This is a genomic window from Allobosea sp. 05L423, from assembly GCF_056397745.1.
In genome coordinates this window covers 186,116-209,459 of record NZ_JBFTOA010000003.1, presented here as the reverse complement: position 1 = coordinate 209,459, position 23,344 = coordinate 186,116, and the positions used below count along the sequence as shown (strand labels likewise).

The 23,344-nt window shown below is 66.4% G+C and carries 24 protein-coding genes; 7 read left to right on the top strand and 17 right to left on the bottom strand.

Annotation, left to right across the window (positions count from 1 at the left end):
- Positions 1–5: 5 nt before the first annotated feature.
- Genes AC1DNE_RS09125 through AC1DNE_RS09115 form a run of 3 tightly spaced genes read right to left on the bottom strand, consistent with a single transcriptional unit; the run spans position 6 to position 2,771 of the window.
- Positions 6–341 (bottom strand): DUF1491 family protein, encoded by a 336-nt coding sequence (locus AC1DNE_RS09125; RefSeq protein WP_441468763.1) that lies wholly within the window; start codon positions 339–341, stop codon positions 6–8.
- Positions 342–359: 18 nt separating this feature from the next.
- Positions 360–953: a hypothetical protein gene (locus tag AC1DNE_RS09120; protein WP_476841016.1), complete on the bottom strand. Its 594-nt coding sequence runs from the start codon at positions 951–953 to the stop codon at positions 360–362.
- A gap of 15 nt (positions 954–968) precedes the next feature.
- Positions 969–2,771, bottom strand: coding sequence for a sensor histidine kinase (locus tag AC1DNE_RS09115; protein WP_441468765.1), 1,803 nt, complete (start codon positions 2,769–2,771; stop codon positions 969–971).
- A gap of 314 nt (positions 2,772–3,085) precedes the next feature.
- Between AC1DNE_RS09115 and AC1DNE_RS09110 the strand changes: the two genes are divergently transcribed.
- Together AC1DNE_RS09110 and AC1DNE_RS09105 are read left to right on the top strand one after the other, a co-directional pair.
- On the top strand, positions 3,086–3,364 hold the full coding sequence (locus AC1DNE_RS09110) for a hypothetical protein (RefSeq protein ID WP_476764918.1): 279 nt from the start codon (positions 3,086–3,088) through the stop codon (positions 3,362–3,364).
- 103 nt (positions 3,365–3,467) lie between these two features.
- Positions 3,468–3,896 carry a SufE family protein gene (locus AC1DNE_RS09105; protein ID WP_441468767.1) on the top strand — a complete coding sequence of 143 codons (429 nt, stop codon included), beginning with the start codon at positions 3,468–3,470 and terminating at the stop codon, positions 3,894–3,896.
- A 6-nt stretch (positions 3,897–3,902) separates the two neighbouring features.
- Here AC1DNE_RS09105 and AC1DNE_RS09100 read toward each other — a convergent pair whose 3' ends face one another.
- From AC1DNE_RS09100 to AC1DNE_RS09090, 3 genes are all read right to left on the bottom strand, one after another.
- Complete coding sequence (locus tag AC1DNE_RS09100) at positions 3,903–4,700, bottom strand: DUF6456 domain-containing protein (protein WP_441468768.1); 798 nt, start codon at positions 4,698–4,700, stop codon at positions 3,903–3,905.
- Positions 4,700–4,984, bottom strand: coding sequence for a helix-turn-helix domain-containing protein (locus AC1DNE_RS09095; protein WP_476841070.1), 285 nt, complete (start codon positions 4,982–4,984; stop codon positions 4,700–4,702). The genes AC1DNE_RS09100 and AC1DNE_RS09095 overlap by 1 nt, the downstream gene beginning before the upstream one ends.
- Positions 4,985–5,255: 271 nt before the next feature.
- Positions 5,256–5,672, bottom strand: coding sequence for a Ros/MucR family transcriptional regulator (locus tag AC1DNE_RS09090; protein ID WP_441468770.1), 417 nt, complete (start codon positions 5,670–5,672; stop codon positions 5,256–5,258).
- Between the two features lie 392 nt (positions 5,673–6,064).
- Between AC1DNE_RS09090 and AC1DNE_RS09085 the strand changes: the two genes are divergently transcribed.
- Positions 6,065–8,176, top strand: coding sequence for a S9 family peptidase (locus tag AC1DNE_RS09085; protein ID WP_441468972.1), 2,112 nt, complete (start codon positions 6,065–6,067; stop codon positions 8,174–8,176).
- Here the strand turns inward: AC1DNE_RS09085 and AC1DNE_RS09080 are convergent, their stop codons facing one another.
- Complete coding sequence (locus tag AC1DNE_RS09080; protein ID WP_441468771.1) at positions 8,177–9,535, bottom strand: hypothetical protein; 1,359 nt, start codon at positions 9,533–9,535, stop codon at positions 8,177–8,179.
- Between the two features lie 288 nt (positions 9,536–9,823).
- Between AC1DNE_RS09080 and AC1DNE_RS09075 the strand changes: the two genes are divergently transcribed.
- A complete protein-coding gene (locus AC1DNE_RS09075) occupies positions 9,824–10,423 on the top strand; it encodes a superoxide dismutase (protein ID WP_476841015.1) in 600 nt (199 codons plus the stop codon).
- A gap of 72 nt (positions 10,424–10,495) precedes the next feature.
- Here the strand turns inward: AC1DNE_RS09075 and AC1DNE_RS09070 are convergent, their stop codons facing one another.
- Together AC1DNE_RS09070 and AC1DNE_RS09065 are read right to left on the bottom strand one after the other, a co-directional pair.
- Positions 10,496–12,181, bottom strand: a complete 1,686-nt coding sequence (locus AC1DNE_RS09070) for a methyl-accepting chemotaxis protein (RefSeq protein WP_441468773.1) — start codon at positions 12,179–12,181, stop codon at positions 10,496–10,498.
- Between the two features lie 121 nt (positions 12,182–12,302).
- Positions 12,303–13,136 carry a ChbG/HpnK family deacetylase gene (locus AC1DNE_RS09065; RefSeq protein WP_476764916.1) on the bottom strand — a complete coding sequence of 278 codons (834 nt, stop codon included), beginning with the start codon at positions 13,134–13,136 and terminating at the stop codon, positions 12,303–12,305.
- 123 nt (positions 13,137–13,259) lie between these two features.
- On the opposite strand from AC1DNE_RS09065, the gene AC1DNE_RS09060 reads away from it, so the two are divergent.
- Both AC1DNE_RS09060 and murJ read left to right on the top strand, forming a co-directional pair.
- Positions 13,260–14,291, top strand: a complete 1,032-nt coding sequence (locus tag AC1DNE_RS09060; RefSeq protein WP_441468775.1) for a glycosyltransferase family 2 protein — start codon at positions 13,260–13,262, stop codon at positions 14,289–14,291.
- A 116-nt stretch (positions 14,292–14,407) separates the two neighbouring features.
- The gene (gene murJ, locus AC1DNE_RS09055) at positions 14,408–15,934 is read left to right on the top strand and encodes a murein biosynthesis integral membrane protein MurJ (protein ID WP_441468776.1); all 1,527 of its coding nucleotides are present in this window, start codon (positions 14,408–14,410) and stop codon (positions 15,932–15,934) included.
- A 3-nt stretch (positions 15,935–15,937) separates the two neighbouring features.
- Here the strand turns inward: murJ and AC1DNE_RS09050 are convergent, their stop codons facing one another.
- From AC1DNE_RS09050 to AC1DNE_RS09035, 4 genes are all read right to left on the bottom strand, one after another.
- The gene (locus AC1DNE_RS09050) at positions 15,938–16,921 is read right to left on the bottom strand and encodes an NAD(P)H-dependent flavin oxidoreductase (RefSeq protein WP_476841014.1); all 984 of its coding nucleotides are present in this window, start codon (positions 16,919–16,921) and stop codon (positions 15,938–15,940) included.
- A gap of 16 nt (positions 16,922–16,937) precedes the next feature.
- Positions 16,938–17,810 carry a branched-chain amino acid aminotransferase gene (locus tag AC1DNE_RS09045; protein ID WP_441468778.1) on the bottom strand — a complete coding sequence of 291 codons (873 nt, stop codon included), beginning with the start codon at positions 17,808–17,810 and terminating at the stop codon, positions 16,938–16,940.
- 126 nt (positions 17,811–17,936) lie between these two features.
- Positions 17,937–18,254 (bottom strand): AzlD family protein, encoded by a 318-nt coding sequence (locus AC1DNE_RS09040; RefSeq protein WP_441468779.1) that lies wholly within the window; start codon positions 18,252–18,254, stop codon positions 17,937–17,939.
- Positions 18,241–18,900, bottom strand: coding sequence for an AzlC family ABC transporter permease (locus AC1DNE_RS09035; protein ID WP_441468780.1), 660 nt, complete (start codon positions 18,898–18,900; stop codon positions 18,241–18,243). The genes AC1DNE_RS09040 and AC1DNE_RS09035 overlap by 14 nt, the downstream gene beginning before the upstream one ends.
- 183 nt (positions 18,901–19,083) lie before the next feature.
- On the opposite strand from AC1DNE_RS09035, the gene AC1DNE_RS09030 reads away from it, so the two are divergent.
- Positions 19,084–19,698, top strand: coding sequence for a 4'-phosphopantetheinyl transferase family protein (locus AC1DNE_RS09030; RefSeq protein WP_476841013.1), 615 nt, complete (start codon positions 19,084–19,086; stop codon positions 19,696–19,698).
- A gap of 3 nt (positions 19,699–19,701) precedes the next feature.
- Here AC1DNE_RS09030 and AC1DNE_RS09025 read toward each other — a convergent pair whose 3' ends face one another.
- From AC1DNE_RS09025 to AC1DNE_RS09010, 4 genes are all read right to left on the bottom strand, one after another.
- Positions 19,702–20,442, bottom strand: coding sequence for a TerC family protein (locus tag AC1DNE_RS09025; RefSeq protein WP_476764914.1), 741 nt, complete (start codon positions 20,440–20,442; stop codon positions 19,702–19,704).
- A 21-nt stretch (positions 20,443–20,463) separates the two neighbouring features.
- Positions 20,464–21,168 (bottom strand): TerC family protein, encoded by a 705-nt coding sequence (locus AC1DNE_RS09020; protein ID WP_476764913.1) that lies wholly within the window; start codon positions 21,166–21,168, stop codon positions 20,464–20,466.
- 88 nt (positions 21,169–21,256) lie between these two features.
- Positions 21,257–22,333: a tartrate dehydrogenase gene (locus tag AC1DNE_RS09015; protein ID WP_476841012.1), complete on the bottom strand. Its 1,077-nt coding sequence runs from the start codon at positions 22,331–22,333 to the stop codon at positions 21,257–21,259.
- Positions 22,330–23,241 (bottom strand): alpha/beta fold hydrolase, encoded by a 912-nt coding sequence (locus AC1DNE_RS09010; RefSeq protein ID WP_476764911.1) that lies wholly within the window; start codon positions 23,239–23,241, stop codon positions 22,330–22,332. Before AC1DNE_RS09010 ends, AC1DNE_RS09015 begins: the two co-directional genes overlap by 4 nt.
- Between the last annotated feature and the right edge of the window lie 103 nt (positions 23,242–23,344).

Below are 23,344 nucleotides of genomic sequence, written 5' to 3'. Positions count from 1 at the left end.
AAGCGCTATCCGTCGGCCAGTTTGAGGCGCGGATCGCCGATCCGATTCTCGATCTCGACCAGCCAGAGATCGCTGTCGAAGCGCAGTTCCCTATCGACCCGATCCTCGACCGTGAGCGGATCGGCTTCGATCAGGAGTTGGAAGCGGCGCTCGCCATCGTCCTCGGCCAATGATTGGGGCGCCGGGCCGTAGAGGGCGGCCGTGCCGTCGAGGCGATCGAGCTTGACGAAGATCGCACCGGCCTCGCGCGCGCCCCGCCGCCGCAGCACCGCGAAGAGCCCGTCGAGACCGGCCTGGCGCAGATAGGCCGATACCCAGAATTCGCTGGTCAGGCGCGCCATCGCCCGGCGCCGCCCGGCTCAGTTCTCGGCCGATCGACGCGGCGCGGCAGCGGAACGGGAAGCCACGCCCTTGACGTCGGCCGGCGGGCGGAGATCGCCACCGTTGATGAGGTCGGCAATCGGGTCGCGGACCGGCGCGGCCTTGGGTACCGACGTCGTCGCCGACTGCGCCGTGCGCGGCTGGCTGGCGACCGGGGCCGGCGGACGCGGCGCCGCCTCGCGCACCGGCTGCGYATTCGAAAGGTCGGACGGCCGCGCCGGCGGCCGCGACGGCACCGCGGCCGGCGTCGGAAGCGGAGCCGGTGCAGCGTCCTGGATCGGCGCCGAGGCCGGCTCGGAGCGGCGTTCAGCCGCCGCGCGCGGCGGCGCCGCCGGTGCAGCCGAGAGCATCGGCGCCGGGTGACGCGCCTTCTGGAACATCAGCGCATTGGTGACGATCGCACAGGAAACGATACCGAAGGCGAGAAGCAGGATCGCCCGGCCCGGCCGCCGCCCGACCGTGCGGCTGATCCGCCCGAGCCAGGACGATTTGCGGCGTGCCGGCTGCGCGCGCCGGACGGGGGCGGACAGGGAGGCGCTGGAATGGGCGCGGGCGGCCATGGTCACGGACATCGGTCAGCTCGGTTTTCAGGCAGTCAGACGGAGTGGTTCTTTGGTTTCGAGCCCCTTCCGCGGAGCCCGTGCGAAAGTGACGATCTTGGCCAGCGGCTCGACGGCTTCGGCGCAGCCGACCGGCAGCCGGATCGAGACCCGCGTGCCGACGCCGAGCGCGCTCTCGACCGTCATGCGCCCGCCATGGAGGCCGACCAGGCCACGTACGACCGAGAGGCCGAGGCCGGTGCCTTCATGGTTGCGGTCATAGGCGCCCCTGACCTGGAAGAAGGGATCGCCCAGCCGCGGCAGGTCCACGGCCGCGATGCCGATGCCGGTATCGGAAACGGAGAGGTCGATCATATCGCCGTCGCGGACGATAGCGAGCACGACGCGCCCGCCTGCCGGCGTGAACTTGATCGCATTGGACAGCAGGTTCAGCACGACCTGCTTCAGCGCACGCCGATCGCCCTCTATCGACGGAAGCGCCGGGCCGGCGACACGGTCGAGCGCAATGCCGCCGTTCTCGGCGCGCAGCGCCATCAGCGTGCAGCAGTCGCGGGCAAGTTCGGCGAGATCGAGCGGGTCCCGCTCGATCTCCATCGCGCCGCTCTCGATCTTCGAGATGTCGAGCAGGGTGTTGACGACTTCGAGCAGGTGGTGGCCGGAGGCATGGATGATCCGTGCGTATTCGAGCCGCTTGGCCGCATCGATCCAGCCGTTCTCCTCGGAGCCCAGCATCTCGGAAAAGCCGATGATGGCGTTCAGCGGCGTCCGCAGTTCATGACTGACCGTCGCCAGGAACTGCGCCTTGACGTCATTCGCACGCAAGGCCTCTGCGTGGCCGCGATCGCGCTCCTCGTCGGCGGCCCGGCGCTCCGTGACATCGCGCATCACGCAGACCACGGCGGCACCGTCCTTCGCCTCGGCCTCCCCCGTGCGATAGGCCTGCATTTCCAGCCAGAGCGACACCGGCCGGCGATTATCCCCTTCCCGCGGGACGAAGAGCGTGCGGAAGCAGGCCGTGGCGGTGCCATCGCCATGGGCGGCATCGCTCAGCGCCTTCAGAAAGAGCGGACGGTCCGCGACATGGACGCGATCAAGCAGGCCGCGCCCGAGCAGTTCGCGCGGCTCGGCACCGGCGAGCGCACGCGCCGCGGCGTTGGCGAAGACGACGGCGCCGCCGGCGTCATGCCAGGTCACGAGATCACCGACGTGATCGAGGAGAAGCTGCGCCCGCGTATCCGCCGCACGGTGCGCGCGTTCCGCGACATCGCGCCGACGCAGCATGATCGCGGTTGCGATCAGCACCTGCGCCAGGGCCGCGATGACCAGCATCGACATTGCTTCGCTGGTCCAGACGGCAGGCCCGGCCAGGAGGCCGAGATGCTGCAGGCCGATGGCGGTCGCCAAGGCAGTAACAGCCATCCAGCCTGCCCTCAGGACGAAGTCACGCGAACCGAAAAACGCTGCCTCGACCGGAACGACGACGAGCCACAGCAGCAGCGGCGAGGACAGGCCGCCGGTCACGGCGGCGAGCGCAACGATGAAGAGAGACAGGGCCGCCGAAGAAATCAGATGCGCGATGTCGAGCCGGCCGGTGCGGGAGAGCAGCACGACGGCCAGGACGGGAAGGGCCGCAGCCACAACCATGACCGCCTCGAAAGCTCCGAGCGCTCCGCGCCAGGCCAGATAGGCTGGAGCGAGACTGAGTGCACCGCCTCCGACGAGCAAACGCGACAGAACGAAGCGCTCATGGCGCAAACGCTCAGCCGGGTTCGACCGCACCGATGCATGTACCAGTGCCGCCGCCTGTGTCCTCAGTGCAGTGATCGCCATACGGAACGCAACGCCTAAACTTTGCGGACCACCCGTCCGCGTCACGCATCTCGCCACGTGCGGTTTAAGCGGGACTTAAGGCGCAAAGTCCCGGAACTTCCGACCGAAGCGTAAAACCGGATTTACCCATTGTTTTTCATACACTTAGGTGAAAATCACGCGTTTCCGTGATGGCGCTCGATGTTCGCGGCAGGGTGAATGGAACCTGAAGATCGCCTGTGGCATTCGACTCGCATTTGAACATCCGGAATGACGCGATTTTTCCGGATCGATGCCTAATCTCGCTTGCCCGGTGCCGAAGGAAGGCATCGGCGATGGAGATCGAGATGGCTCACTTCCTGCGCAAGGTCGCGATCATCGGGTTGATTGCGGTGAACTCTCCGGTTCACGGCAACAAGCCCGCCGAGACGACGCTGCCGCAGACCGTCCGCGACGCCGTCGAAACCGCCCAGGCGAGCGCCCGCAACGCCGCCGGCAGCCTCACCGCCGCGCGCGAGGCGGCGGAGATCCTCGCCGGTCTCGATCCTGTGATGCGCGAGCGCATCCTGAACGCGGCGATGACGACCGCGACGGCAAAGCCAACGACGCGCTAGCGGCGCAGGGAGAGACCGGGCTTTGCGCGCTTGACGCGGAACTCCCCTCGCGGGAAGAGGTCGCGCGCCCTATCTGAAGGGGACAATCGCAGCCAGGCAGGTCATGACAGCAAGCCTCGACGAGATCGTCGCCAATTTCGAGCTGCTCGACGAGTGGGACGACCGCTATCGCTACCTGATCGAGCTGGGCAAGAGCCTCGAACCACTGTCCGAAGCCGCACACAACGACGCCAACAAGGTGCGCGGCTGCGCGAGTCAGGTCTGGCTCGAAGCGCGGCGCGAAGGCGGCCCCGGCCCGCAGACACGACTGCATTTCCGTGGCGACAGCGACGCCCATATCGTGCGCGGGCTGGTCGCACTGGCACTGACCATCTTCTCGGGGCGGCCAGCTTCCGAGGTCCTCGCAACCGATGCCTTCGCCATCTATGAGCGGCTCGGGCTCGCCGCCCACCTCACGCCGCAGCGCTCGAACGGCGTGCGCGCGATGATCGATCGGATCAAAGGCGACGCCCGCGCTGTCGCAGAAGGCTGAGCGGCCTCATCCGGCCGCTGCCGGGAAGAGCGTGGGACGTGCGTCCCCAGCGTGCCAGTTTCTGAAAGCGGCCGGCTGCGCAGAGTGGTGCAGGCCGTAATGCGTCGCCAGCGTAGCCAACGCGATGCGGAGCACGACCTTGGCCGAGCGTGCCGGCCAGCGGCGCTCCCTCTCGACGAGATCGAGCCCCTTCAGAAAGCCGCAGACATCGATGACGAGCCCCGACAGCTCCGGGCCCAGCTTGTCGCAGGCCAGCCTGACGCGCTGGCGGGCGGCGAGCGAGGTATCGGACGCTCCCGCCATGTCGCGGGGCCCCGGACCGCGCTGTTCGGGCGTGAAAGCCGCCTCCCAGTTCATCGTCGTACGAGGCAGCATCTGGGCCATCGTGATATCGGCCCGGAAACGTTCGCCGGCAGCGAACTCCTCGTCGCTCATTTGCGGCTTTCCGTCTTTTCCGGGGCGGCGATAAAGCCAGAGCAGCGGACTCTCGCGCTCGTCGAGTACGGGCTGGGGCGGACCCGCCGTCGCCAACGGGGCCTCCTCCGTCAACGGGCAAGCCGCTGCTCCCCCGTAGAGAACGAGCCGCGCCGCCTTTCCCGTTCCGCTCCATGCGATCTCCCCATCGGCAATCAGCACGGTCACCGTCTCCGCCGAGACGTAGCCCGCGCCCAGGCTGGCGCCTCGCGCCTCCCGATAGAGCGCGATGCGGCCACATCCCAGCGGTGAGGCGACGGCATAGCACCCGGGCTGTGCGAGGTGCCGCAGCAAGCGATGCCGTTCTTTGCGATCCTGTCCGGCTGTCATCAGTGCGCCTCCCCTGCGCGGCGCTCCAACCTGCTCATCAAGGCAAGAAGCGCTGCTTCGAGCGCGTTGAGCCCGCATTCGAGACGCAGGTCGTCGCGACGATCCTCAACCAGGGCACAAGCATGCCGGACCGTCGTCCGGTCGCGACCGAAACACGTGCCCACGCGCGTCAGGCTGAGACCGAAAGTGACATGGGCGAGATACATCGCCATCTGCCGCGCCAGGGCCACCTGCCGAGGGCCACGCGTGGCACCGCGCAGAGCGGTGAGAGGAACGCGTGCCATTCCGGCAACCGCAGCCTCAGCCAGCCGCGCCCCTGCCGCGGCGCGCAAGGAAGTCTCGCTCTCAACATAAATGTTCATGCTATGTTCCTATTTTCAGGCAACACCTGCCGCTGGCGATCCATTGCCGAAATAGGACTATAATCTTAAATTCTGACTTGCAAGCCTTAGCGACAGCCTATCCCCGGCTCCTGCCACGGGCTGACAGGTATGAAAAAAGCCGCCGGGGAACCGGCGGCTTCCTCTTTGCCAAATCGGCTGGTCGGACCGGGACTCAGCGGCGCTTCCGGCGCTGCTGACCCAGGCCCATCTTCTTCGCGAGCTGCGAGCGTGCCTCGGCATAGTTCGGCGCAACCATCGGGTAGTCCGGCGGGAGGCCCCACTTCTCACGGTACTGCTCCGGCGACATGTTGTACTGCGTGCGCAGATGCCGCTTCAGCGACTTGAACTTCTTTCCATCCTCGAGGCAGATCAGGTAATCGGCCGTGATCGACTTCTTTACAGGAATGGCCGGCTTCGGCGCCTCCGCCTGAACAACCGGGGCTGCTCCACCGATGACGCGATTCAACGCCGAATGAACTTCGCTGATCAGAGCAGGCAGCTCGGATGCAGGCACGGAATTGTTCGAAACATAAGCGGATACGATATCCGCGGTCAGTTCGATGAAATCCGACCCCTCGTGTTCGGTCATGGCGGTGTCACTCCTTATCGTTCTTGGTAGCGGTTTTCTGAGGATCGCCCGTTTTTCTCTGCCTAATTTCTGACCAAACTTTGCGATAGCGGATCAAGCACTACCGCGCCCAGAATCGGACAACGCGGACTGATCGAGATAAGCGTTTAGTCTATGCCGTCTATTCATGCAAGAGAACAATTCCCAACAATTGAAATTCTGGAAAGCTCTATAATTCAACCCTAGCGCGAGTGCTTTTCATTGCACCGCAAAATCAATCGCACGTTTCCGGAGGTATCTTGCCAGCGCGCGCGCCGCTCTCTACCTGTCGCGGCACTTATCGGAGAATTCCCATGCGCTCGGATCAGCATCGTCAGGTTCGCGGCACACCGCCGTCCCGCCGCGGTGGCCAGATGAAGGCGCCAAGCGCCGAGATCAGGACGAAAGAGACCGTCGCCCATGGCGTCGTACTACGCGACGACTATGATTGGTTGCGGGCGGCGAATTGGAAAGACGTCCTGCGGAATCCCGATGCATTGCCGGGCGATATCCGCAACTATCTCGAAGCAGAAAACGCCTATTGCAAGAAGCTGATGGCGCCGACACGCGCCCTACAACGCGACCTCGTCAAGGAAATGCGCGGGCGAATCAAGGAGGACGACTCCAGCGTGCCACAACCGGACGGCCCGTTCCTCTATTATTCACGCTATCGCAAGCGCGCAGAGCATCCGCTGATCTGCCGGCGCCCACGCGGCCCGGCCGATGCGGGAAAAGCGACACGCGAGCAGGTCATGCTCGACGCCGACGCATTGTCCGAAGGGAAGGACTTCTTTGACCTTGGCGATACTGCGCACAGCCCCGACCACAAGCTGCTTGCCTGGAGCGCCGATGAAGCCGGCTCGGAACTACATACGATCCGCGTCCGTGACCTAGAGAGCGGCGCGGATCTGCCGGACCAGATCAAGGATACAACCGGCGATATCGTATGGGCGAATGATTCACGCTCGTTCTTCTATGTCGCGCTCGATGCAGATCATCGTCCGTCGCGCGTGCTGCGCCATCGTTTGGGCACGCCCGACAGCGCGGATGAATTGCTGCACGACGAGGCGGATGCCGGCATGTTCGTCGACATCGACCGGACGCAATCGAGCCGATTCCTGCTGATCACCATCAGCGACCACGAGACATCCGAGACGCGCGTGGTCGACCTCGGCGAGGATGATGCCAGGCCTGTCCTGATCGCGCCGCGACTCACCGGACGGCAATACGCGCTGGAGCATCACGGCGACGACTTCCTGATCCTGACCAATGCCGACGGCGCCGAAGACTTCAAAATCGTCAGCGCACCCCTCTCCGAGCCCGCGCTCGAGAACTGGCGTGATCTGGTGCCGCACAAGCCGGGGCGGCTGATCCTCAGCCATGTCTGCCTGAAGGGACGGCTGATCCGGCTGGAACGCGAAGACGGACTGCCCCGCATCATCATCCGCGATCTCGCCGGCGGCGCAGAGAACAGCATCGCCTTCGAAGAAGAGGCCTACGGTCTCGGCATGGACCCCGGCTACGAATTCGACACGGATACGCTGCGGTTCATCTACGCATCGATGGCTCGGTCGGCAGAAACCTACGACTACAACCTCGCCACCGGCGAGCGAACCTTGCTGAAGCGGCAGGAGATCCCTTCGGGCCATGACCCAGCCGCCTACAAGGTGCGCCGCATCTTCGCGACGGCGAAGGACGGCGAGCGCGTGCCGATCTCGATCCTGCATCGCGTCGACACGCCGCTCGACGGCTCAGCGCCATGCCTGCTCTATGGCTATGGATCGTATGGCTCGGCGATGTCGGCGTCGTTCCGGACACGGCCGCTCAGTCTGGTCGATCGCGGCTTCGTCTACGCGATCGCCCATGTTCGCGGGGGCACGGACAAGGGTTGGCGCTGGTATCTCGACGGCAAGCGCGAGAACAAGCGCAACACCTTCACCGACTTCATCGCTGCGGCCGAGGCGCTGGCAGAGGCCGGCTTCACCAGCCGCGGCCGCATCGTCGCTGAAGGCGGCAGCGCGGGCGGCATGCTGATGGGCGCGATCGCCAACATGGCGCCCGAGCTCTTCGCCGGCATCGTCGCAGAGGTGCCCTTCGTCGACGTGCTCAACACGATCCTGGACGACACGCTGCCGCTGACGCCGCCGGAATGGCCCGAATGGGGCGACCCGATCCGCGACGCGAAGGCGTTCGAGACGATCCGTAGCTATTCGCCCTACGACAATGTCACGGCGCAAGCGTATCCGCCGATCCTCGCCATGGGCGGGTTGACCGATCCGCGCGTGACCTATTGGGAACCCGCGAAATGGGTGGCGAGGCTGCGCGCCACGATGACCGGCGGCGGGCCGATCATGCTTCACACCAACATGGAGGCCGGCCATGGCGGCGCCGCCGGCCGCTTCGACTCCCTGAAGGAGACGGCGCTGGCCTATGCCTTCGCAATCCAGACGGTTGGCGAAGGCTGGCCGGACGCCGGGGACGCTTGATCACACGCCCAAGCGGCTCTTCTCGCTGGCGAGATAGACCTTGAGCTCGTCCATCGAGGCGAAGCTGTACTCGCCATCGGGGGTGCGGGCCCGGATCGAGCCGTCGGCATAGATGGTGAAATGGGCGTCGCCGACCTGATAGGCGCCGACGACGCCTTCATCGGAAGCCGCCCGCTCCGGCGAAGGTACCTGATCGTCCTCCACCTTGTCCTCGACGGCCGGAGCGTGCGTGGCGGGCGCAGCCTGTGCGTCCTCATCCGGCACGGCATCGTCCAGAGCAGCTTCAGCCTGCGCCTCGATATCGGGTTCCTCCGCTACCGGCTCGGCAGGAGCGGCAAACTCAAGCGCCTCCGTGCGGGGCGGCCATGGCGGCGAAGCGGCCTCGGCAGCGGCTTCCTCCGCCGGTTCCGGGTTCTCGAACCATGGTTCCTTGCGGGGAGAGGCCTTGTCCATCCAGGCTTCCGCCTCGGCGAAGGGATCGGTCTCCGGCTCGAGCGTGGGCTCGATCCGCGTGCCGGCCTGGACAGGTTCGTTCAGGTGACCGGCCAGGCTCTCGCGCAGCGCGCTGAACTCGTCGAGATCGGCATCACGTCCGGCAGGCTTGCTTTCATCCTGCCCAGCCGCGAACGGATTCTCGTGCTCCTGCGAAGGTTCGGAAGCAGCAGGGGCCGGCTCGACCGCATGCGCCAGGGCTTCGTCCTCCCCCATCGACTGGATCTTCGCGGCAACGATTTCCGCCGGCTCGTGGCTCTCCGTCTCGATCGCGATCGGAGCGTCCTTCGGCTCTTCGGGTTTCCCGAACGCCATCTCCTCGAACATGTCGGGCAGCGGTTCGGCAGGCTCGCGGGACGTTGTGTCCCCTTCGCCATCCTGCTGGGGCTCCGTCTCTTCGAGACGCTTTGCCACCAATGCTCCGAACAGATCCCGATCCGGGGGCGACGCGCGCTCGGCAGCAGGCGCCGCCGTTTCCCGCGCCGGGGCCACGAGCGCATCGGCCACCGCGCCGACAGCGACGGCACCAGCCGCAGCCCCAACCGCCGCAGGCGCGATCGCAGACTGTTTCGCGAGGCGCTCCTCGCGTGCAGCCTCCCATGGCGCACGAACCGGCTCGGCGGCAGCCGGCGCCGGCTGCACGTCCGCCCGCATCTGCACGCCTTCCGCCAGCGACCGCTTGAGCGCCGCGATCTCGCGCAGCACCCAGGCAAGCGACAGAAGGATCAGGCCGGCGCTGCTCGCGATCGAGCCGATGATGACCTGGGTGAAACCGCGCTCGAGGACCAGATAGGGCCAGCCGTCATAGACGGCGTAGGCACCGCCGCCGAAGAGAACGAGGCCCAGAACGGTAAAAATCGCGATCAATTTCGCATCCTTGGCATGAGCCGCGCCGACGCTGAAGTGAAGCAATGGCGTGCGACTATCTAACGTATTGAATAAGGGAGAGTTTCCAATCCGGACCGCTTAGGCGGAGGAAATTGGCGTGATTGTGGCCGCCTGTCGAGAAGACATGCGCATTTCGCGGTGGGAGCGGTTGTCGGCCGGCGCCGGGAGGCTTAACTATCGCGTGGAATGGCAGGGCCTCCCTGCCCCCGTCCATTGACGGCAAGCCATTCTCATTCAAGCGATTTTCATAGCCCAAGGAGAGGCCTCATGTCTTTTACTCTTCCTGATCTGCCCTACGCTCATGATGCTCTCCAGCCCTTCATGTCGAAGGAGACGCTCGAGTATCATCACGACAAGCACCACCTCGCTTACGTGACCAACGGCAACAACGCGATCAAGGGCACGGAATTCGAGGGCAAGTCGCTCGAGGAGATCGTCAAGGGCTCCTACGGCAAGAACCCGGCCGTCTTCAACAACGCCGGCCAGCACTACAACCACCTCCATTTCTGGAAGTGGATGATGCCGAATGGCGGCGGCAAGCTCCCGGGCGCGCTCGAGAAGGCGATCGTCGACTCCTTCGGTTCGGTCGACAAGTTCAAGGAAGACTTCGTCGCGGCCGGCATCGGCCAGTTCGGCTCGGGCTGGGCCTGGCTCGAGGTCAAGGGCGGCAAGCTCGCCGTGAGCAAGACCCCGAACGGCGAAAGCCCGCTCGTCCATGGCGCCACGCCGATCCTCGGCGTCGACGTCTGGGAGCACTCCTATTACATCGACTATCGCAACCGTCGCCCCGACTACCTGAAGGCCTTCCTCGAGAGCCTGGTGAACTGGGAGTATGTTGCGGAGCTCTACGACGCCGCCAAGGCCTGAGCCTGTCGGCAAGCCCAAATGCAGACGGGGCCTCGCGGCCCCGTTTTTTTTTATCGCAGGTCCTGCAGCCGTTCAGGATGCGACATTGCGCAGGAACTGGTCGACCGTTGAATCGAGGCGCTGTGCCTGAGTGGAAACCTCGCTGGCGGCGCTGCGCACCTGCTCGGCCGAGCGCCCGGTTTCCTCTACGCTGTCGGCCAGCACGCTGAGATCGCTCGAAACCGAGAGCGAAGACGAACTCGCCATCGCCACACCGCTGGCGATCTCGCCGGTGGCGATCGCCTGCTGCTCGATCGAGGTCGCGACCGAGTTCGCGAACTTCTCGATCGCATTCATACGCTCGGCGATGTTCTGGATCGCACCGACGACCTGGCCGGTGGCGCCCTGGATGGCAGCGACCTGCGCAACGATGCGATCGGTCGCGTCCGCTGTCTGTGCAGCAAGCGACTTCACTTCGGAGGCGACGACAGCAAATCCCCGCCCTGCCTCACCGGCGCGCGCGGCTTCGATGGTGGCATTGAGCGCCAGCAGATTGGTCTGCGAGGCGATGTCACGGATCAGGTTGACGACCTCGCCGATCGCACGCGCCGTCTCGTCGAGTTCACGCACGGAGCCCGCCGTATCGCGCGAGGCCGAAGCCGCCTCGACGATCTCGGTACGAACACGCCGCACCTGAAATTCGACTTCCCGGATGGCCGCGCCCATCTCCTCGGCGGCCTGGGCGGCGTTCTCGACGTTGCCGGAAGCGCCGTGGGCATTGTCGGCAGCCCGTGCGGCACGCTGAGAGGATTCCGCCGCGACGCGCGCGAGACCGTCCGATGCCTCGCGCATCCGCTCCGCATTGTTCTTGAAAGCTTCGAGCGCGAGCCCGACCTCGCTGCGGAACGAGGTGATCGCCATGTCGACGCCCTGCTGGCGCGCGCGCTGCTCATCCTCCGACGCGCTCTGGTTCTGCTGCAGCGTCGCACGCTCAGCGAGACGAACCTTGAGCACGCCGAGCGCGCGGGCGATCGCACCGATCTCGTCGCGTCGCTCCAGCGCATCGATCGGCGTGTCGAGCTTGCCGTCAGAAATGCTGACGATGGATTTCGTCATGTTGCGCAGGGGGCGCATCGCCCGCGACAGCGAGAACCAGAGCAGCGGCCCGAGCACGACCAGGATGAGCAGGCCGAGCCCGATGGTGACGAGCTGCTCCCAGGCGGCACGCGCCACGAGCCGAGTCTTGTCGAAGCGCAACGCCACATAGCCGATCAGCTTGCGCTGGCTGCCAACGCGCACGGCATGAATCTTGGTCACGAAGACATCGTCCTCGATCGCGATCTCGTCGCGGCCCTGCAAGGCCTTCCAGGGCTCCTCGCCGACGATACCGGTCAACCACCGAGGCGTCAGCGAGAGACGCGCCTCCTCGGTGCGGCCGGCCGATGCCAGGGCGGAAAGATCATCCCCGACCACGCCGGCATCGAAATCGGGATCACGCTGCAACGAGGTCAGGATGTAGCCGAGGGTATTGGTGTCCCGCGACAGGATGAGCGACGGCGCCGCATTGACCACCATCAGGGTGAGCGCCGTGACCTTCTGATCGAGATCGGCACGTGTGCGGGCATCATTGTAACGCGCGATCGCCATGACGACGAGGACGACTGTCACTGCAACAATCGCCACGGCGGCGGCGGCGATCTGTCGGCTGAGCGAACCAAGGTCCCGCCCGACCGGCTGCGCCAACTCGCCCGCAACCGAGGCGCGTCTGAACCACGTCATCGCCCCGAACATCCTCGAAATCCGGCGCCAGCAGCTGATAAGCGGCCCGCCAATCCAACCCCTGCGGCGACATTCGCCGATCCCGGTAAACAAATCGCTTGCGTATCGGGCCCGGCGTGCCTCAGCCCGCCAGTTGGTGGAAGCGTCGCAGCGGCATGTCGGGCGGCGGCTCGAAGGCGGCCAAGGCCGCATGCTCGATGGGGCGCGTCGCGGTGACCGGGTCGAGCCCCGCCAGTTCGGCATCGATGAACCCAGGATGGCACATGACGAGATGCAGCTTGCCGGGAGCGATCAGGAAGCGGGCGAGATCAGCGCCGAAATCGCGATGCGGGTCGAACGGTGCCACTCCCGCGAAGCCGGAGTTGACGCGCAACTCGCGCCTGAGCGCCGCGCTACGGAAACCCGCCGCAAGCCCGGCGATGACGAGCGCCTTGCCCACCGCCACGCCGCGAGCACGAATTGCCGCGATCCGATCGGCCGGGTCGCGCACATAGAGCGAGCCGGCGGGATAGCGCCGGGCGAGCAAGTCGAGCAGCGCCCGCCGCACGCCCGGCAAGACATGCACATGCTGGTGACCATCGACGAAGTCCGGCGGGCGGCCCATCGCATCCTCGAAAGCGTCGAGCTGTCGCACTATCTCGTCGGCTATCTCGGCTCTGACCACGCCCGAGACCGCAGCGGCACGCGCGACGTCCTTCAACCCCGGCAGGGCACCGTGGGGGGCAAGGCGCGCCATGGTGCCAATCGGGGCCGCGCAGGTCAGGTTCAGATGGAGGCCAAGATCGGCCGTGCCGGAGAAAGCGGCGAGCTCCGGCGCCAGCCGCCGCCAGTGCGGTCGGTTGGTCATGGCGCCGGTGGCGGTCAGCCTGCCGCGCGCCAGCAGATCCAGAATCCCCCGGCTGACGCCCTCGGTCATGGCGAAATCATCGGCGCAGAGGATGAAGCCTTTCGCCATGCCGTTTGTTGTCCCTCGTTCAGCCGGATCGCGGTATAGCGCGCCGGGCTTGTCGGCCGGCAAGCTTTAAGGTTCTGTGCGTCGCGCGTCACCTTGTCGAGGAGGCGCGTGGAAAGGTTGTTCGTGTCGGATTCCGCATCCCAGCCGGTTCAGCGCGCGCCCCGGGCGGCCCGCTGGCCGGAGCTTTCGATCGTCGTGCCCGTGCACAACGAGGCCGAGAACCTGCTGCTGCTGGTCGGCCGGCTGCGCAGCGTGCTCGAGGGTCAGGTTTCCTCCTGGGAAATCGTCTTCGTCGACGACGGCAGCCGGGACGACACGTTGTCGGTGATCCGAGGCCTGAACGCCGCCGACCCTCGAATCAGCGCCGTCTCCTTCAGCCGCAACTTCGGCAAGGAGATCGCCATCGCCGCCGGGCTCGACCATGCGATAGGCGATGCCGTGGTCATCATGGATGCCGATCTCCAGCATCCGCCGGAAGTCATTCCGGCCTTTCTGGAGAAATGGCACGAGGGCTATCTCAACATCTACGGCCAGCGCATCGACCGCGAAGATGAAACCCCGCTGAAGCGCAACTTCGCCAAGGCCTTCTACCGAATCTTCTCCTATTTCGGCGAAACCGATTTGCCGGAGGGCGCCGGCGATTTCCGGCTGCTCGACCGCAAGGCCGTCGATGCGCTGCGGGCGCTGCCGGAGCGCGCGCGCTTCTCGAAGGGGCTCTATGCCTGGGTCGGCTTCCGTTCGATCGGCGTGCCCTTCCATGTCGCCGAGCGCGAGCACGGCCAATCCAAGTTCAAATATCGCAAGCTGTTCTCCTTCGCCTTCGACGGGCTGTCCTCCTTCTCCACCGTCCCGCTCAAGATCGCGACCTGGTCGGGCGCCATCATCGCTGTGATCGCAGCTCTGAGCGCCGTCTACTTCCTCTTGCGCACGCTGCTGTTCGGCACCGACCTGCCCGGCTTCCCGTCGCTGATCGTCTCGATCATGTTCTTCTCCGGTATCCAGCTGCTTTCGCTCGGCATGATCGGCGAATATGTCGGGCGCATCTTCGCCGAGGTGAAGCGCCGGCCGCTCTACCTGATCGGCGAACGCGTCGGCTTCGACGCGCGCACCGTCGACCACCCGCGCGGCGACGCGCTGCCGCCGTTGATCCGTTGAAGAACATGGCAGGGCGTCATTCTCGGGCTTGACCCGAGAATCTCGTTCAGGAAGAGGCTCAGGCGCCTCGCCGTCCCGAGATGCTCGGGTCAAGCCCGAGCATGACGAGGTTGCAAATGCTCAGAAACATCCTGTCGGTCGGCGGCTATACGCTGATCTCGCGCCTCACCGGCTTCGCTCGCGACGTCATGCTCGCGGCGGTGCTCGGCGCCGGCGCGATGATGGACGCCTTCTCGGTGGCGCTGCGCCTGCCCAACCATTTCCGCGCCATCTTCGGCGAGGGCGCCTTCAACCAGGCCTATGTGCCGACCTACGCCCATGTCGCCGAGCGGCAGGGCCAGGAGGCGGCGAATCTCTTCGCGGACCGGCTCTTCACCGTTCTCCTCGCCGTGCAGATCGTGCTGCTGGTGCTGGCACTGCCGCTGATGCCCTGGCTGGTGACGCTGCTGGCGCCGGGCTTCGTCAACGACCCCGCCGTCTTCGATCTCGCCGTCGCCCTGACGCGGATCACCTTCCCCTATCTGCTGTTCGTGACCATGGTCACGTTCCTGGGCGCAACGCTGAATGCGGTCGACCGCTTCGCCGCCTTCGCGGCCGCGCCGATCCTGTTCAACCTCTTCATCATGGCGGCGCTGGCCGTGCCCTTCCTGTTCCCCAGCGCAGCCTATGCCGCGGCCTGGGGCGTCGCCGTCTCGGGCGTGGCGCAGTGGATCCTGCTCTATGTCGCGGCCAAGCGTGCCAAAGTCTCCAGCACGATCGTGCGGCCGCATATGGATGCCGGCGTCCGGCGCTTCCTCAAGACCTTCGGCCCGGCGGTGATCGGCTCGGCCGGGCAGCAGATCGCGATCTTCGCCGACACGATCATCGCCTCGCTCTTGCCGCGCGGCGGCTATGCGGCGCTCTACTATGCGGAGCGGCTCTACCAGCTACCGCTCGGGCTGATCGCCATCGCGGTCGGCACCGTCGCTCTCTCCGCCATGAGCCGCGCGGTCGCGCGCGGCGACGAGGCTGCCGCCAACCGGGCGCAGAACCGCGCGATCGCGATCTCGCTCGTCGCCAGCGCCCCCTTCGTCGCGGCCTTCGTCGCAGTGCCCGAGCTGATGGTCGCGGGGCTCTTCCAGCGCGGCGCGTTCGATGCCCATGCGAGCGCCGCCGCCGGCGCCGTGCTTTTCGCCTATGCGCTGGGCCTGCCGGCGATCGTGATGATCCGCACGCAAGTCTCCGCCTTCCAGTCGCGCGGCGACACGACCACGCCGATGCTGGTGGCGCTCGCCGCCATCGCCTGCAATCTCGCGCTCAAGCTCGTGCTCTGGCGCGACTGGGGTGCACCCGGCCTGGCGCTGGCGACCGCAGCCGGCGCCTGGGTCAATCTGCTGGCGCTGTTCGTGCTGGCGCGCCGGCGCGGCTGGACAGTGCCCGACCGACGCCTCCCCGGTTTCGCGGCAATCGTCTGCGGCGCCGCCGCCCTCTGCGGCCTGCTGGCATGGTGGGGGGCGCCGCTCGTGATCAAGCTCACCGCATCCCTGTCCTTCGAGCCGCTGCTGGTCGCGGTGCTGCTGATCTCAACCGCTGCGGCTCTGCTCTACGCGCTCATCGCAGGCGGCGGGCTGAAGGCGGCGGGGCTGCTGAAGCTGCTGCGCTGACGGTCAGACGAGAAAGCGGCTGGCGCGGCCGAACAGCGTCGCGGCCTCCGCCACCATGCGCTCGACGATCTCACCCGCGCCGGGAATGTCGGAGATCAGCCCCGCCGCTTCACCGAAAATGACAGCCGCCCTGTCGGGATCGCCGGCCATGAAGGCCTCGCGATAGACGGGCGCCTCCGTCTCGATGGCGGCCTTCAGCTCTGTATCGCGCCCGGCCCATCTGGCGATGAAGGCGTTGTCCGAGACGCGGATATCGAAGGGCTTCGGCCAATCGAGCCGGCGTGCGATGTCGGGCAATGAGGAGCGCACGGTCTCGTCACCGGTCGCGGCCACAGCGGCTGCATGGTGGCGTTCGTGGACCACCGCCTCCCGGCTTGCCCAGAAGCGCGTACCGACCAGCACGCCATCGGCGCCGAGCATCAGCGCGGCAGCGAGGCCGCGGCCGTCCGCGATCCCGCCCGCGGCGAGCAGAAGCGTATCGGAGCAGCTTTCGCGGGCGATGAGATCAGCCGCTTCCGGCACGAAGGGCAGCGTCGCGCGGCTGGCGCCATGTCCGCCGGCCTCGGCACCCTGCGCGACGATGATCGCGGCGCCGGCCTGCAGCGCCTGCCGGACATGATCGAGCGATTGGCATTGGCAGATCAGCGGCACACCCGCCGCCGCGATCTCGATCGCAAAGGGGCGTGGGTCGCCGAAGGAGAGCATCAGCGCCGCGGGCTTGTGAGCCAGCGCCTGCGTCAGCAGCTCCGGCTTCCGCGCCATCGACCAGGTGATGAAGCCGCAGCCGACCTGCGTATTGCCGGCTGCGGAGAATTGCTGCTCCATCCAGGCACCGTCGCCATAGCCGCCGCCGATGAGGCCGAGGCCTCCGGCGTTGCTCACCGCAGCTGCCAACGCCCCGCCGCCGGCCAGCGCCATCGGCGCCGACAGGAGGGGATGGGCGATGCCGAGCCGCTCGGTGAGCCGCGTCGCGAGGCGCGCCGTCACGAGGCGAGCCGCCGCCTCAGGCGGCCTTGGCCTTGCTGTGGGCGAAGTCCATGTAGAGCTCGCGGGCGCGGCGGAAGAGCGGGCCGGGCTGGAGCGTGCGGTTGTCGATGCGTGTCACCGGCATGCACTTCGAATAGTTGCCCGACATGAAGATCTCGTCGGCCTGCTCGAAATCCTCGTAGCGCAGGCTGCACTCCTCGACCGGCACGCCGCTCTCACGCATCAGCTTGATCACGCGCTGGCGGGTGATGCCGTTCAGGAAGGTGCCGTTCGGCACGGGGGTCTTCACCACGCCGTCCTTGGCGAGGAAGATGTTCGAGGTCGCGGTCTCCGCGACATGGCCGAGCATATCGAGCACCAGCGCGTTGTCGAAGCCGGCGGCCTTCGCCGCCTTCAGCACCCGGGCGTTGTTGGGGTAGAGGCACCCCGCCTTGGAGTCGGTCGGCGCGGTCTCGTAGCTGGGGCGGCGATAGATGCCCTTGGTCACCGAGAAGCCGGCGGTCGGCTGCGGCATCGCTGCCTCGAACAGGCAGAGCGCGAACTGGGTCGACTCCGGATCGGGCATGATGGTGGACGGGCCATCGGCCTCGGCCCAATACATCGGCTTGACGTAGAGCGCGGTGCCGGGAGCGAATTTCTTGGCGCCCTCGTACATCTTCTCGACGATGAAGTCCGGCGTGACCGTGGGGTTCAGGCCGAGCGCCAGCGCCGAGCGGTTCACGCGGGCGGCGTGCAGGTCGATGTCGGGCGCGACGCCGTCGAAATAGCGACCGCCGTCGAAGACCGAGGAGCTCTGCCACAGCACATGGCTACGCGGACCGACGAGGCCGGGGTTGCCCTCATGCCAGGCGCCATCGAACCAGGTCCACGTCTGAGAATACCATGCCATGACGGCGCTCCATTTTAGCCGGTTTTGCTGTGACGCACCGTCCTCCCACCGCCCTTCGTCGTCAACATGTGCCGGTGCATATCGGGATGACGTGATGTGATGGAAGCAATCGGCGGGAGTGATGGATCAGAAGCCGAACGCGCGCAGGGCGGAGATCGCGGCCATGCCGGTCAGCAGCGCCAGCAACTCGCTGCGTCGCAGGATCATGGTGCCGATCGCGACCAGCAGGGCGACGGCGGCGCCCGCCCCCAGCCGCTCGATCAGAGGCAGCACGGTCGCGACCACGATCGAGCCGGGCAGTGCGGCCAGCCCGCGCCGGACATGCGGCGTCAGCGGGATGAAGCTCATCAACGCGACGCCGGCGATGCGGCAGAGATAGGTCGCGATCGCCATCGCGCCGATGGCGAGGACGGCGCCCCAACTTCCCGGATCAGGCAGCGTCATCGCGGAACGCTCCCGTGACGGCGCCGGCGAGCGAACCGACGATGATGAAGGCATAGCCGTCGACGAGCTTGGCCGTGACCAGTGCCACGAGGCCGGCGACGACCCAGGGCACCATGCCGCGCCGGCCGCGCCAGAGGGGCACGATCATCGCTGCGAAGAAGATCGGCATCACGAGATCGATGCCATAACGGCGCGGATCGCTCACCAACGCGCCGAGCATGTAGCCGCCGCCCGTCGCCACGACCCAGACCAGCCAGAGCGCGAGCCCAGCCCCGACGAGTACGCCGAGGTCGCGCCCGCCCTCGGCCTGGTAGCGCGTGCCGATCAGCCAGTTCGCGTCGGTGAAGAAGAAGAGGTTAAAGGCATTGAGCGTCTTGGGGTACTTCGCGAACCAGGGCTGGAGGGAAGCACCCTGCAGCACCATGCGCGCGTTGACCGTCGCCGTGACGACGGCCACGCCGACGATGGCGCCCCAGCTCCATTCGGGGCGCCAGAGTTCCAGCGACACAAGCTGCGCGACCCCGGCATAGACGAAGGCGCTCATCGACAAGGTCTCGATCAGGGAGAGCCCCTTCGCCGCCGCCGCCGCTCCAAAGGCAACGGCAAAGACCACGATGCCCGGCATCAGCACGGAAACCTTGCGCACGCCCAGCCTCATGCCGGCGCCGGTGATCGGCGCCTCTGGGGCTGTCCGCTCTGTGTTCTGATCTGGAAGCATCGTCTTCCAGAAGGAGAAACGCCCGGCGCCCGTCAACGCGCATCACAGCCACAGCCGCATGAATGGCGCGCAGAGCGCGACAGCATGCGGCAGCACCGGTAGAGTCCGGCCATGCTCTGGCTCGATTCCGCCGACAGCGCGGCCCCTGCCCTCCCGGCCGTCTGGCTGATCCCGACGGGTGCAAGCCCGCGCAACCTCGCGGAGCGCTCCGAGCTGAGGCGTAGCGTGGCGCGGCGCCTGCTGGCGCGGCAGCTCGGCTGCGCGCGAGAGGATGTCGTCATGGCGCATGACCCGGCCGGGCGACCGCTGCTCGTCCGGCCCGAGGCGCCGGGGCTTCAGCTTTCGCTCGCGACGCGGGCCGGAATCGTCGCCGTCGGCATGGCAGCACGACCCATCGGCGTCGATGTGGAGCGCATCGAGACGGAGGGCACCGCCCCTCTCGACCTGCTGCATCCGGACGAACGCGGGTTCCTCGCCACGGCGGCCAGCGCCCTTCGCCCGCTCCTCTTCGCGCGAATCTGGGCGGCGAAGGAGGCCTATGTGAAGGCGCTTGGCGTCGGCTTCCGACGAGCGCCGGAGAGCTTTGCGGTATCGCTCCTGTCGGAGAGCGCCTTTCGCGTCACCGACCCATCGCTCCGGGCCGAAGCGGGCGGGCATCTGCGCATCATGAAAAACGGCGGCCAGGAAATCCTGGCCGCCGCGGCGATCGTTCTGGGTGAAGGCTAACGTTCAGCCGGGCTGGTCGACCGGCTTGCGCTTCAGCGCGTAGGCGACGGCGCAGACGAAGAGCGCGCCGATGACCGCCGCCGCATAGTGCGGCAGGTTTGCCGGGCCGATGCCGATCGGGCTGACATCCGTCGGAACCGGCTTGACCCAATCCGGCCAGTTCACTTGCAGCCACTGCAGCACGGCAATGTCGCCAAGGATCATCTCGGCAGCGATCCAGCCCAGGAGCGCAGCACCGAGCCAGATCAGGATCGGGAAGCGCTCGATGATCGAGGTGAGCAGTTGCGCGCCCATGATGATCAGCGGGATCGAGAGCAGCAGACCGAAGATGAAGAGCTCGGCATGCCCGCGCGACGCCGCCGCAATGGCGATGACGTTGTCGAGGCTCATCACGGCGTCCGCGATGGCGATGGTGCGCACGGCCTTCCAGAGGCTTTCACTCGCCTCGATATTGCCGTGGGATTCTTCCTCTCCGACCGCGAGCTTGATCGCGATCCAGAACAGCAGGATGCCGCCAATCACCTTCAGATAGGGCACGCCGAGCAGATAGGTCACGACCAGCGCGAAGATGATGCGCAGGCCGACGGCCGCGCCGGCGCCGAGCCAGATGCCGATCTTCCTGCGGCTCTCCGGCAACGAACGGCAAGCGAGAGCGATCACGACCGCATTGTCGCCGGAGAGCAGCAGGTCGATCCAGATGATCTGCAGCAACGATATCCAGAAGGTGGAGGAGGAAAAATCCATCACTCGGTCTGCCCCTTTTCTTCAGTGAGCCGGATCGGGCCGGCGCGATTTGATGAAGTAGCCGAGACCGACCACGAGCAGAGCGCCCAGGATCGCGGCCGGATATTCGAGCTTGTGCAGCAGTTCCGCGCCAAACCGGTCGACCAGCCACGGATCGCTTTCGAACATCTCGCCCGCGACCCAGCCCAGCAACGCCGCGCCGGCCCAGACGAGGATCGGGAAGCGGCTCAGGAGATTGGTGATGAGCGAGGCGCCAAGCACGATCAGCGGGATCGAGATGATCAGGCCGGCGACCAGCAACGGGATCGAATCCTTGGCGACGGCGGCGATGGCCAGCACGTTGTCGAGGCTCATGACGATGTCGGCGATGGCGACCGTCTGCACGGCCTTCCAGAGCTTGCTGCTGGCGGCGACGGAGTTCTCGTCCTGCCCCTCGTCCTCGACGATCAGCTTCACCGCGATCCAGATGAGCAGCGCAGCGCCGACGATGCGCAGGAAGGGCGCATTGAGCAGCGAGGCGATCAGCACCGTGAAGACCACGCGCAGCACGACGGCGACGCCGGCGCCGAGCGCGATGCCCTTGGTGCGCTGTGCCGGCGCCAGCGCGCGGCAGGCGAGCGCGATCACGACCGCATTGTCGCCCGAGAGCACGATGTTGAGGGCGATGATCTCTGCAAGCTTGCCCCACATCCGGGGGTCGACGATGGAAATCGACGAAATATCCATGAGTTCAAATCCGTTCTCAGCCACATGACCCCGGTCGAAGCGGCCGGGGCTCGTCTTGTTGCAACCTGACGTCCCTGTTCGTCGCCGATCAGAGAGCCTGTTCGACCGCCTTGCCCGCCGCTTCCGTTCCGAGCGAGCCACCGAGATCGCGGGTACGCGTGCGGGCATCGCCCAGCGCCCGCTCGACAGCCGCCTCGATGCCCTTGGCAGCCTCGTGCTCGCCGAGATGATCGAGCATCATGGCGCCGGACCAGATCATGCCGACCGGATTGGCTATGCCTTGGCCTGCGATATCCGGCGCCGAGCCGTGAACCGGCTCGAACAGCGAGGGATGATCGCCCGTCGGGTTGATATTGCCGGAAGGCGCGATGCCGATCGTGCCGGTGCAGGCCGGGCCGAGGTCCGAGAGGATGTCGCCGAAGAGATTGGAGGCGACGACCACGTCGAAACGGTCCGGATTCAGGACGAAATGCGCGGTGAGGATGTCGATATGGTACTGGTCGACCGCCACATCCGGGAACTTCCTCGCCATCTCCTTCACCCGTTCGTCCCAATAGGGCATGGTGATCGAGATGCCGTTCGACTTGGTGGCCGAGGTCAGCTTCTTGCGCGGCCGGCGCTGCGCCAGTTCGAAGGCGTATTTCAGCACGCGGTCGACGCCGACGCGGCTCATCACCGTCTCCTGGATGACGATCTCGCGCTCGGTGCCGGCATACATGCGCCCGCCGACCGAGGAATACTCGCCCTCGGTGTTCTCGCGCACGACGAAGAAGTCGATGTCGCCCGGCTTGCGGTTGGCCAGCGGGCCGGGAACGCCCGGCATCAGCCGCACGGGGCGCAGGTTGACGTATTGATCGAACTCGCGCCGGAACAGCAGCAGCGAGCCCCAGAGCGAGATGTGGTCGGGCACCTGTTGGGGCATGCCGACCGCGCCGAAATAGATCGCGTCGTGCCCGCCGATTTTCTCCTTCCAGTCGTCCGGCAGCATCTTGCCGTGCTTCGCGTAGTAATCGCAGGAAGAGAAATCGAACTCGTCGAGACGCAGTTCGAATCCGAACTTCTTGGAAGCGGCCTCCAGCACGCGCAGTCCCTCGGGCATGACTTCCTTGCCGATGCCGTCGCCGGGGATGACGGCGATACGATAGACGCGATTGGTCCCGCTCATGATGTTGCTCCGAAGAAGGCGTTAAATTCCGCGGCAACGAGGTCGGGGACCTCTTCCGCGAGGTAATGCCCGCCCGGGAGGGCGTGGCCACGCACATCCTGCGCACGCTCATGCCACAAGGCCAGAGGGTCGAAGCACTTGCCGATAATGCCGTTGGCGCCCCAGAGCGCGAGCAGCGGCTGCGTCAGCTTGCGGCCGCCATCTTCGTCGTCATGGCGGATGTCGATGGTCGCTGCGGCGCGGTAATCCTCGCAAGAGCCGTGAATCGTCGCCGGATCGGCGAAGCAGCGCAGGTAGTGAGCGAGCGCCTCCGGCGCAAAGGGCGTCATCCCGGCCGAACCCGAGCCGCATTTCTTGCGCCAGTAAGCCTCCGGGTCGGCCCCGATCATCCGCTCTGGAAAGGGGGCGGGCTGGATCAGGAAGAACCAGTGCCAATAGGCGCGGGCGAAGGCGTCCGTCGTGTGGGCGTACATCTCGCGCGTCGGCGCGATGTCGAGCGTAGCGAGGCGGATGACACGCTCGGCATGGTCGAGCGCGAGGCGATGCGTGACCCGCGCCCCGCGATCATGGGCGCCAACGAAGAAGCTGTGATGGCCGAGCGCGGTCATCACCTCCGCCATGTCCTGCGCCATGGCGCGTTTGGAATAAGGCGCGTGCTCGGCGTCGGTCGCCGGCTTCTCGCTGTCGCCATAGCCACGCAGGTCGGCGCAGACCAGCGTGAAGCGGTCCTTCAGCCGCTCGGCCACCTTGTGCCAGAGCGCATGGGTCTGCGGATAGCCGTGCAGCAGCAGGAGGGGCGGCCCCTCTCCACCCGTGCGCACGCGGATGCGCGCGCCCGACGTCTCGATGTCGAGCAGGCGAAAACCGGGAAACAGATTGTCCGCAACGGGACGTTCGGTGAGTGTCATCAGATCGCGGCGATGCAAGAATGCGCCAGCCGATACCCTGAAAGCTCAGGGATTTCTTCTGCGGATTATTACATAATCCTGATCAATGGTGGCCGCGGCCGTC

Coding starts and splice junctions, on each gene's coding strand:
- AC1DNE_RS09125 (WP_441468763.1), bottom strand. CDS start 341: ATGGCGCGCCTGACCAGCGAATTCTGGGTATCGGCCTATCTGCGCCAG.
- AC1DNE_RS09115 (WP_441468765.1), bottom strand. CDS start 2,771: ATGGCGATCACTGCACTGAGGACACAGGCGGCGGCACTGGTACATGCA.
- AC1DNE_RS09110 (WP_476764918.1), top strand. CDS start 3,086: ATGGAGATCGAGATGGCTCACTTCCTGCGCAAGGTCGCGATCATCGGG.
- AC1DNE_RS09105 (WP_441468767.1), top strand. CDS start 3,468: ATGACAGCAAGCCTCGACGAGATCGTCGCCAATTTCGAGCTGCTCGAC.
- AC1DNE_RS09100 (WP_441468768.1), bottom strand. CDS start 4,700: ATGACAGCCGGACAGGATCGCAAAGAACGGCATCGCTTGCTGCGGCAC.
- AC1DNE_RS09095 (WP_476841070.1), bottom strand. CDS start 4,984: ATGGCACGCGTTCCTCTCACCGCTCTGCGCGGTGCCACGCGTGGCCCT.
- AC1DNE_RS09090 (WP_441468770.1), bottom strand. CDS start 5,672: ATGACCGAACACGAGGGGTCGGATTTCATCGAACTGACCGCGGATATC.
- AC1DNE_RS09085 (WP_441468972.1), top strand. CDS start 6,065: ATGAAGGCGCCAAGCGCCGAGATCAGGACGAAAGAGACCGTCGCCCAT.
- AC1DNE_RS09075 (WP_476841015.1), top strand. CDS start 9,824: ATGTCTTTTACTCTTCCTGATCTGCCCTACGCTCATGATGCTCTCCAG.
- AC1DNE_RS09070 (WP_441468773.1), bottom strand. CDS start 12,181: ATGACGTGGTTCAGACGCGCCTCGGTTGCGGGCGAGTTGGCGCAGCCG.
- AC1DNE_RS09065 (WP_476764916.1), bottom strand. CDS start 13,136: ATGGCGAAAGGCTTCATCCTCTGCGCCGATGATTTCGCCATGACCGAG.
- murJ (WP_441468776.1), top strand. CDS start 14,408: ATGCTCAGAAACATCCTGTCGGTCGGCGGCTATACGCTGATCTCGCGC.
- AC1DNE_RS09045 (WP_441468778.1), bottom strand. CDS start 17,810: ATGGCATGGTATTCTCAGACGTGGACCTGGTTCGATGGCGCCTGGCAT.
- AC1DNE_RS09040 (WP_441468779.1), bottom strand. CDS start 18,254: ATGACGCTGCCTGATCCGGGAAGTTGGGGCGCCGTCCTCGCCATCGGC.
- AC1DNE_RS09030 (WP_476841013.1), top strand. CDS start 19,084: ATGCTCTGGCTCGATTCCGCCGACAGCGCGGCCCCTGCCCTCCCGGCC.
- AC1DNE_RS09025 (WP_476764914.1), bottom strand. CDS start 20,442: ATGGATTTTTCCTCCTCCACCTTCTGGATATCGTTGCTGCAGATCATC.
- AC1DNE_RS09020 (WP_476764913.1), bottom strand. CDS start 21,168: ATGGATATTTCGTCGATTTCCATCGTCGACCCCCGGATGTGGGGCAAG.
- AC1DNE_RS09015 (WP_476841012.1), bottom strand. CDS start 22,333: ATGAGCGGGACCAATCGCGTCTATCGTATCGCCGTCATCCCCGGCGAC.
- AC1DNE_RS09010 (WP_476764911.1), bottom strand. CDS start 23,241: ATGACACTCACCGAACGTCCCGTTGCGGACAATCTGTTTCCCGGTTTT.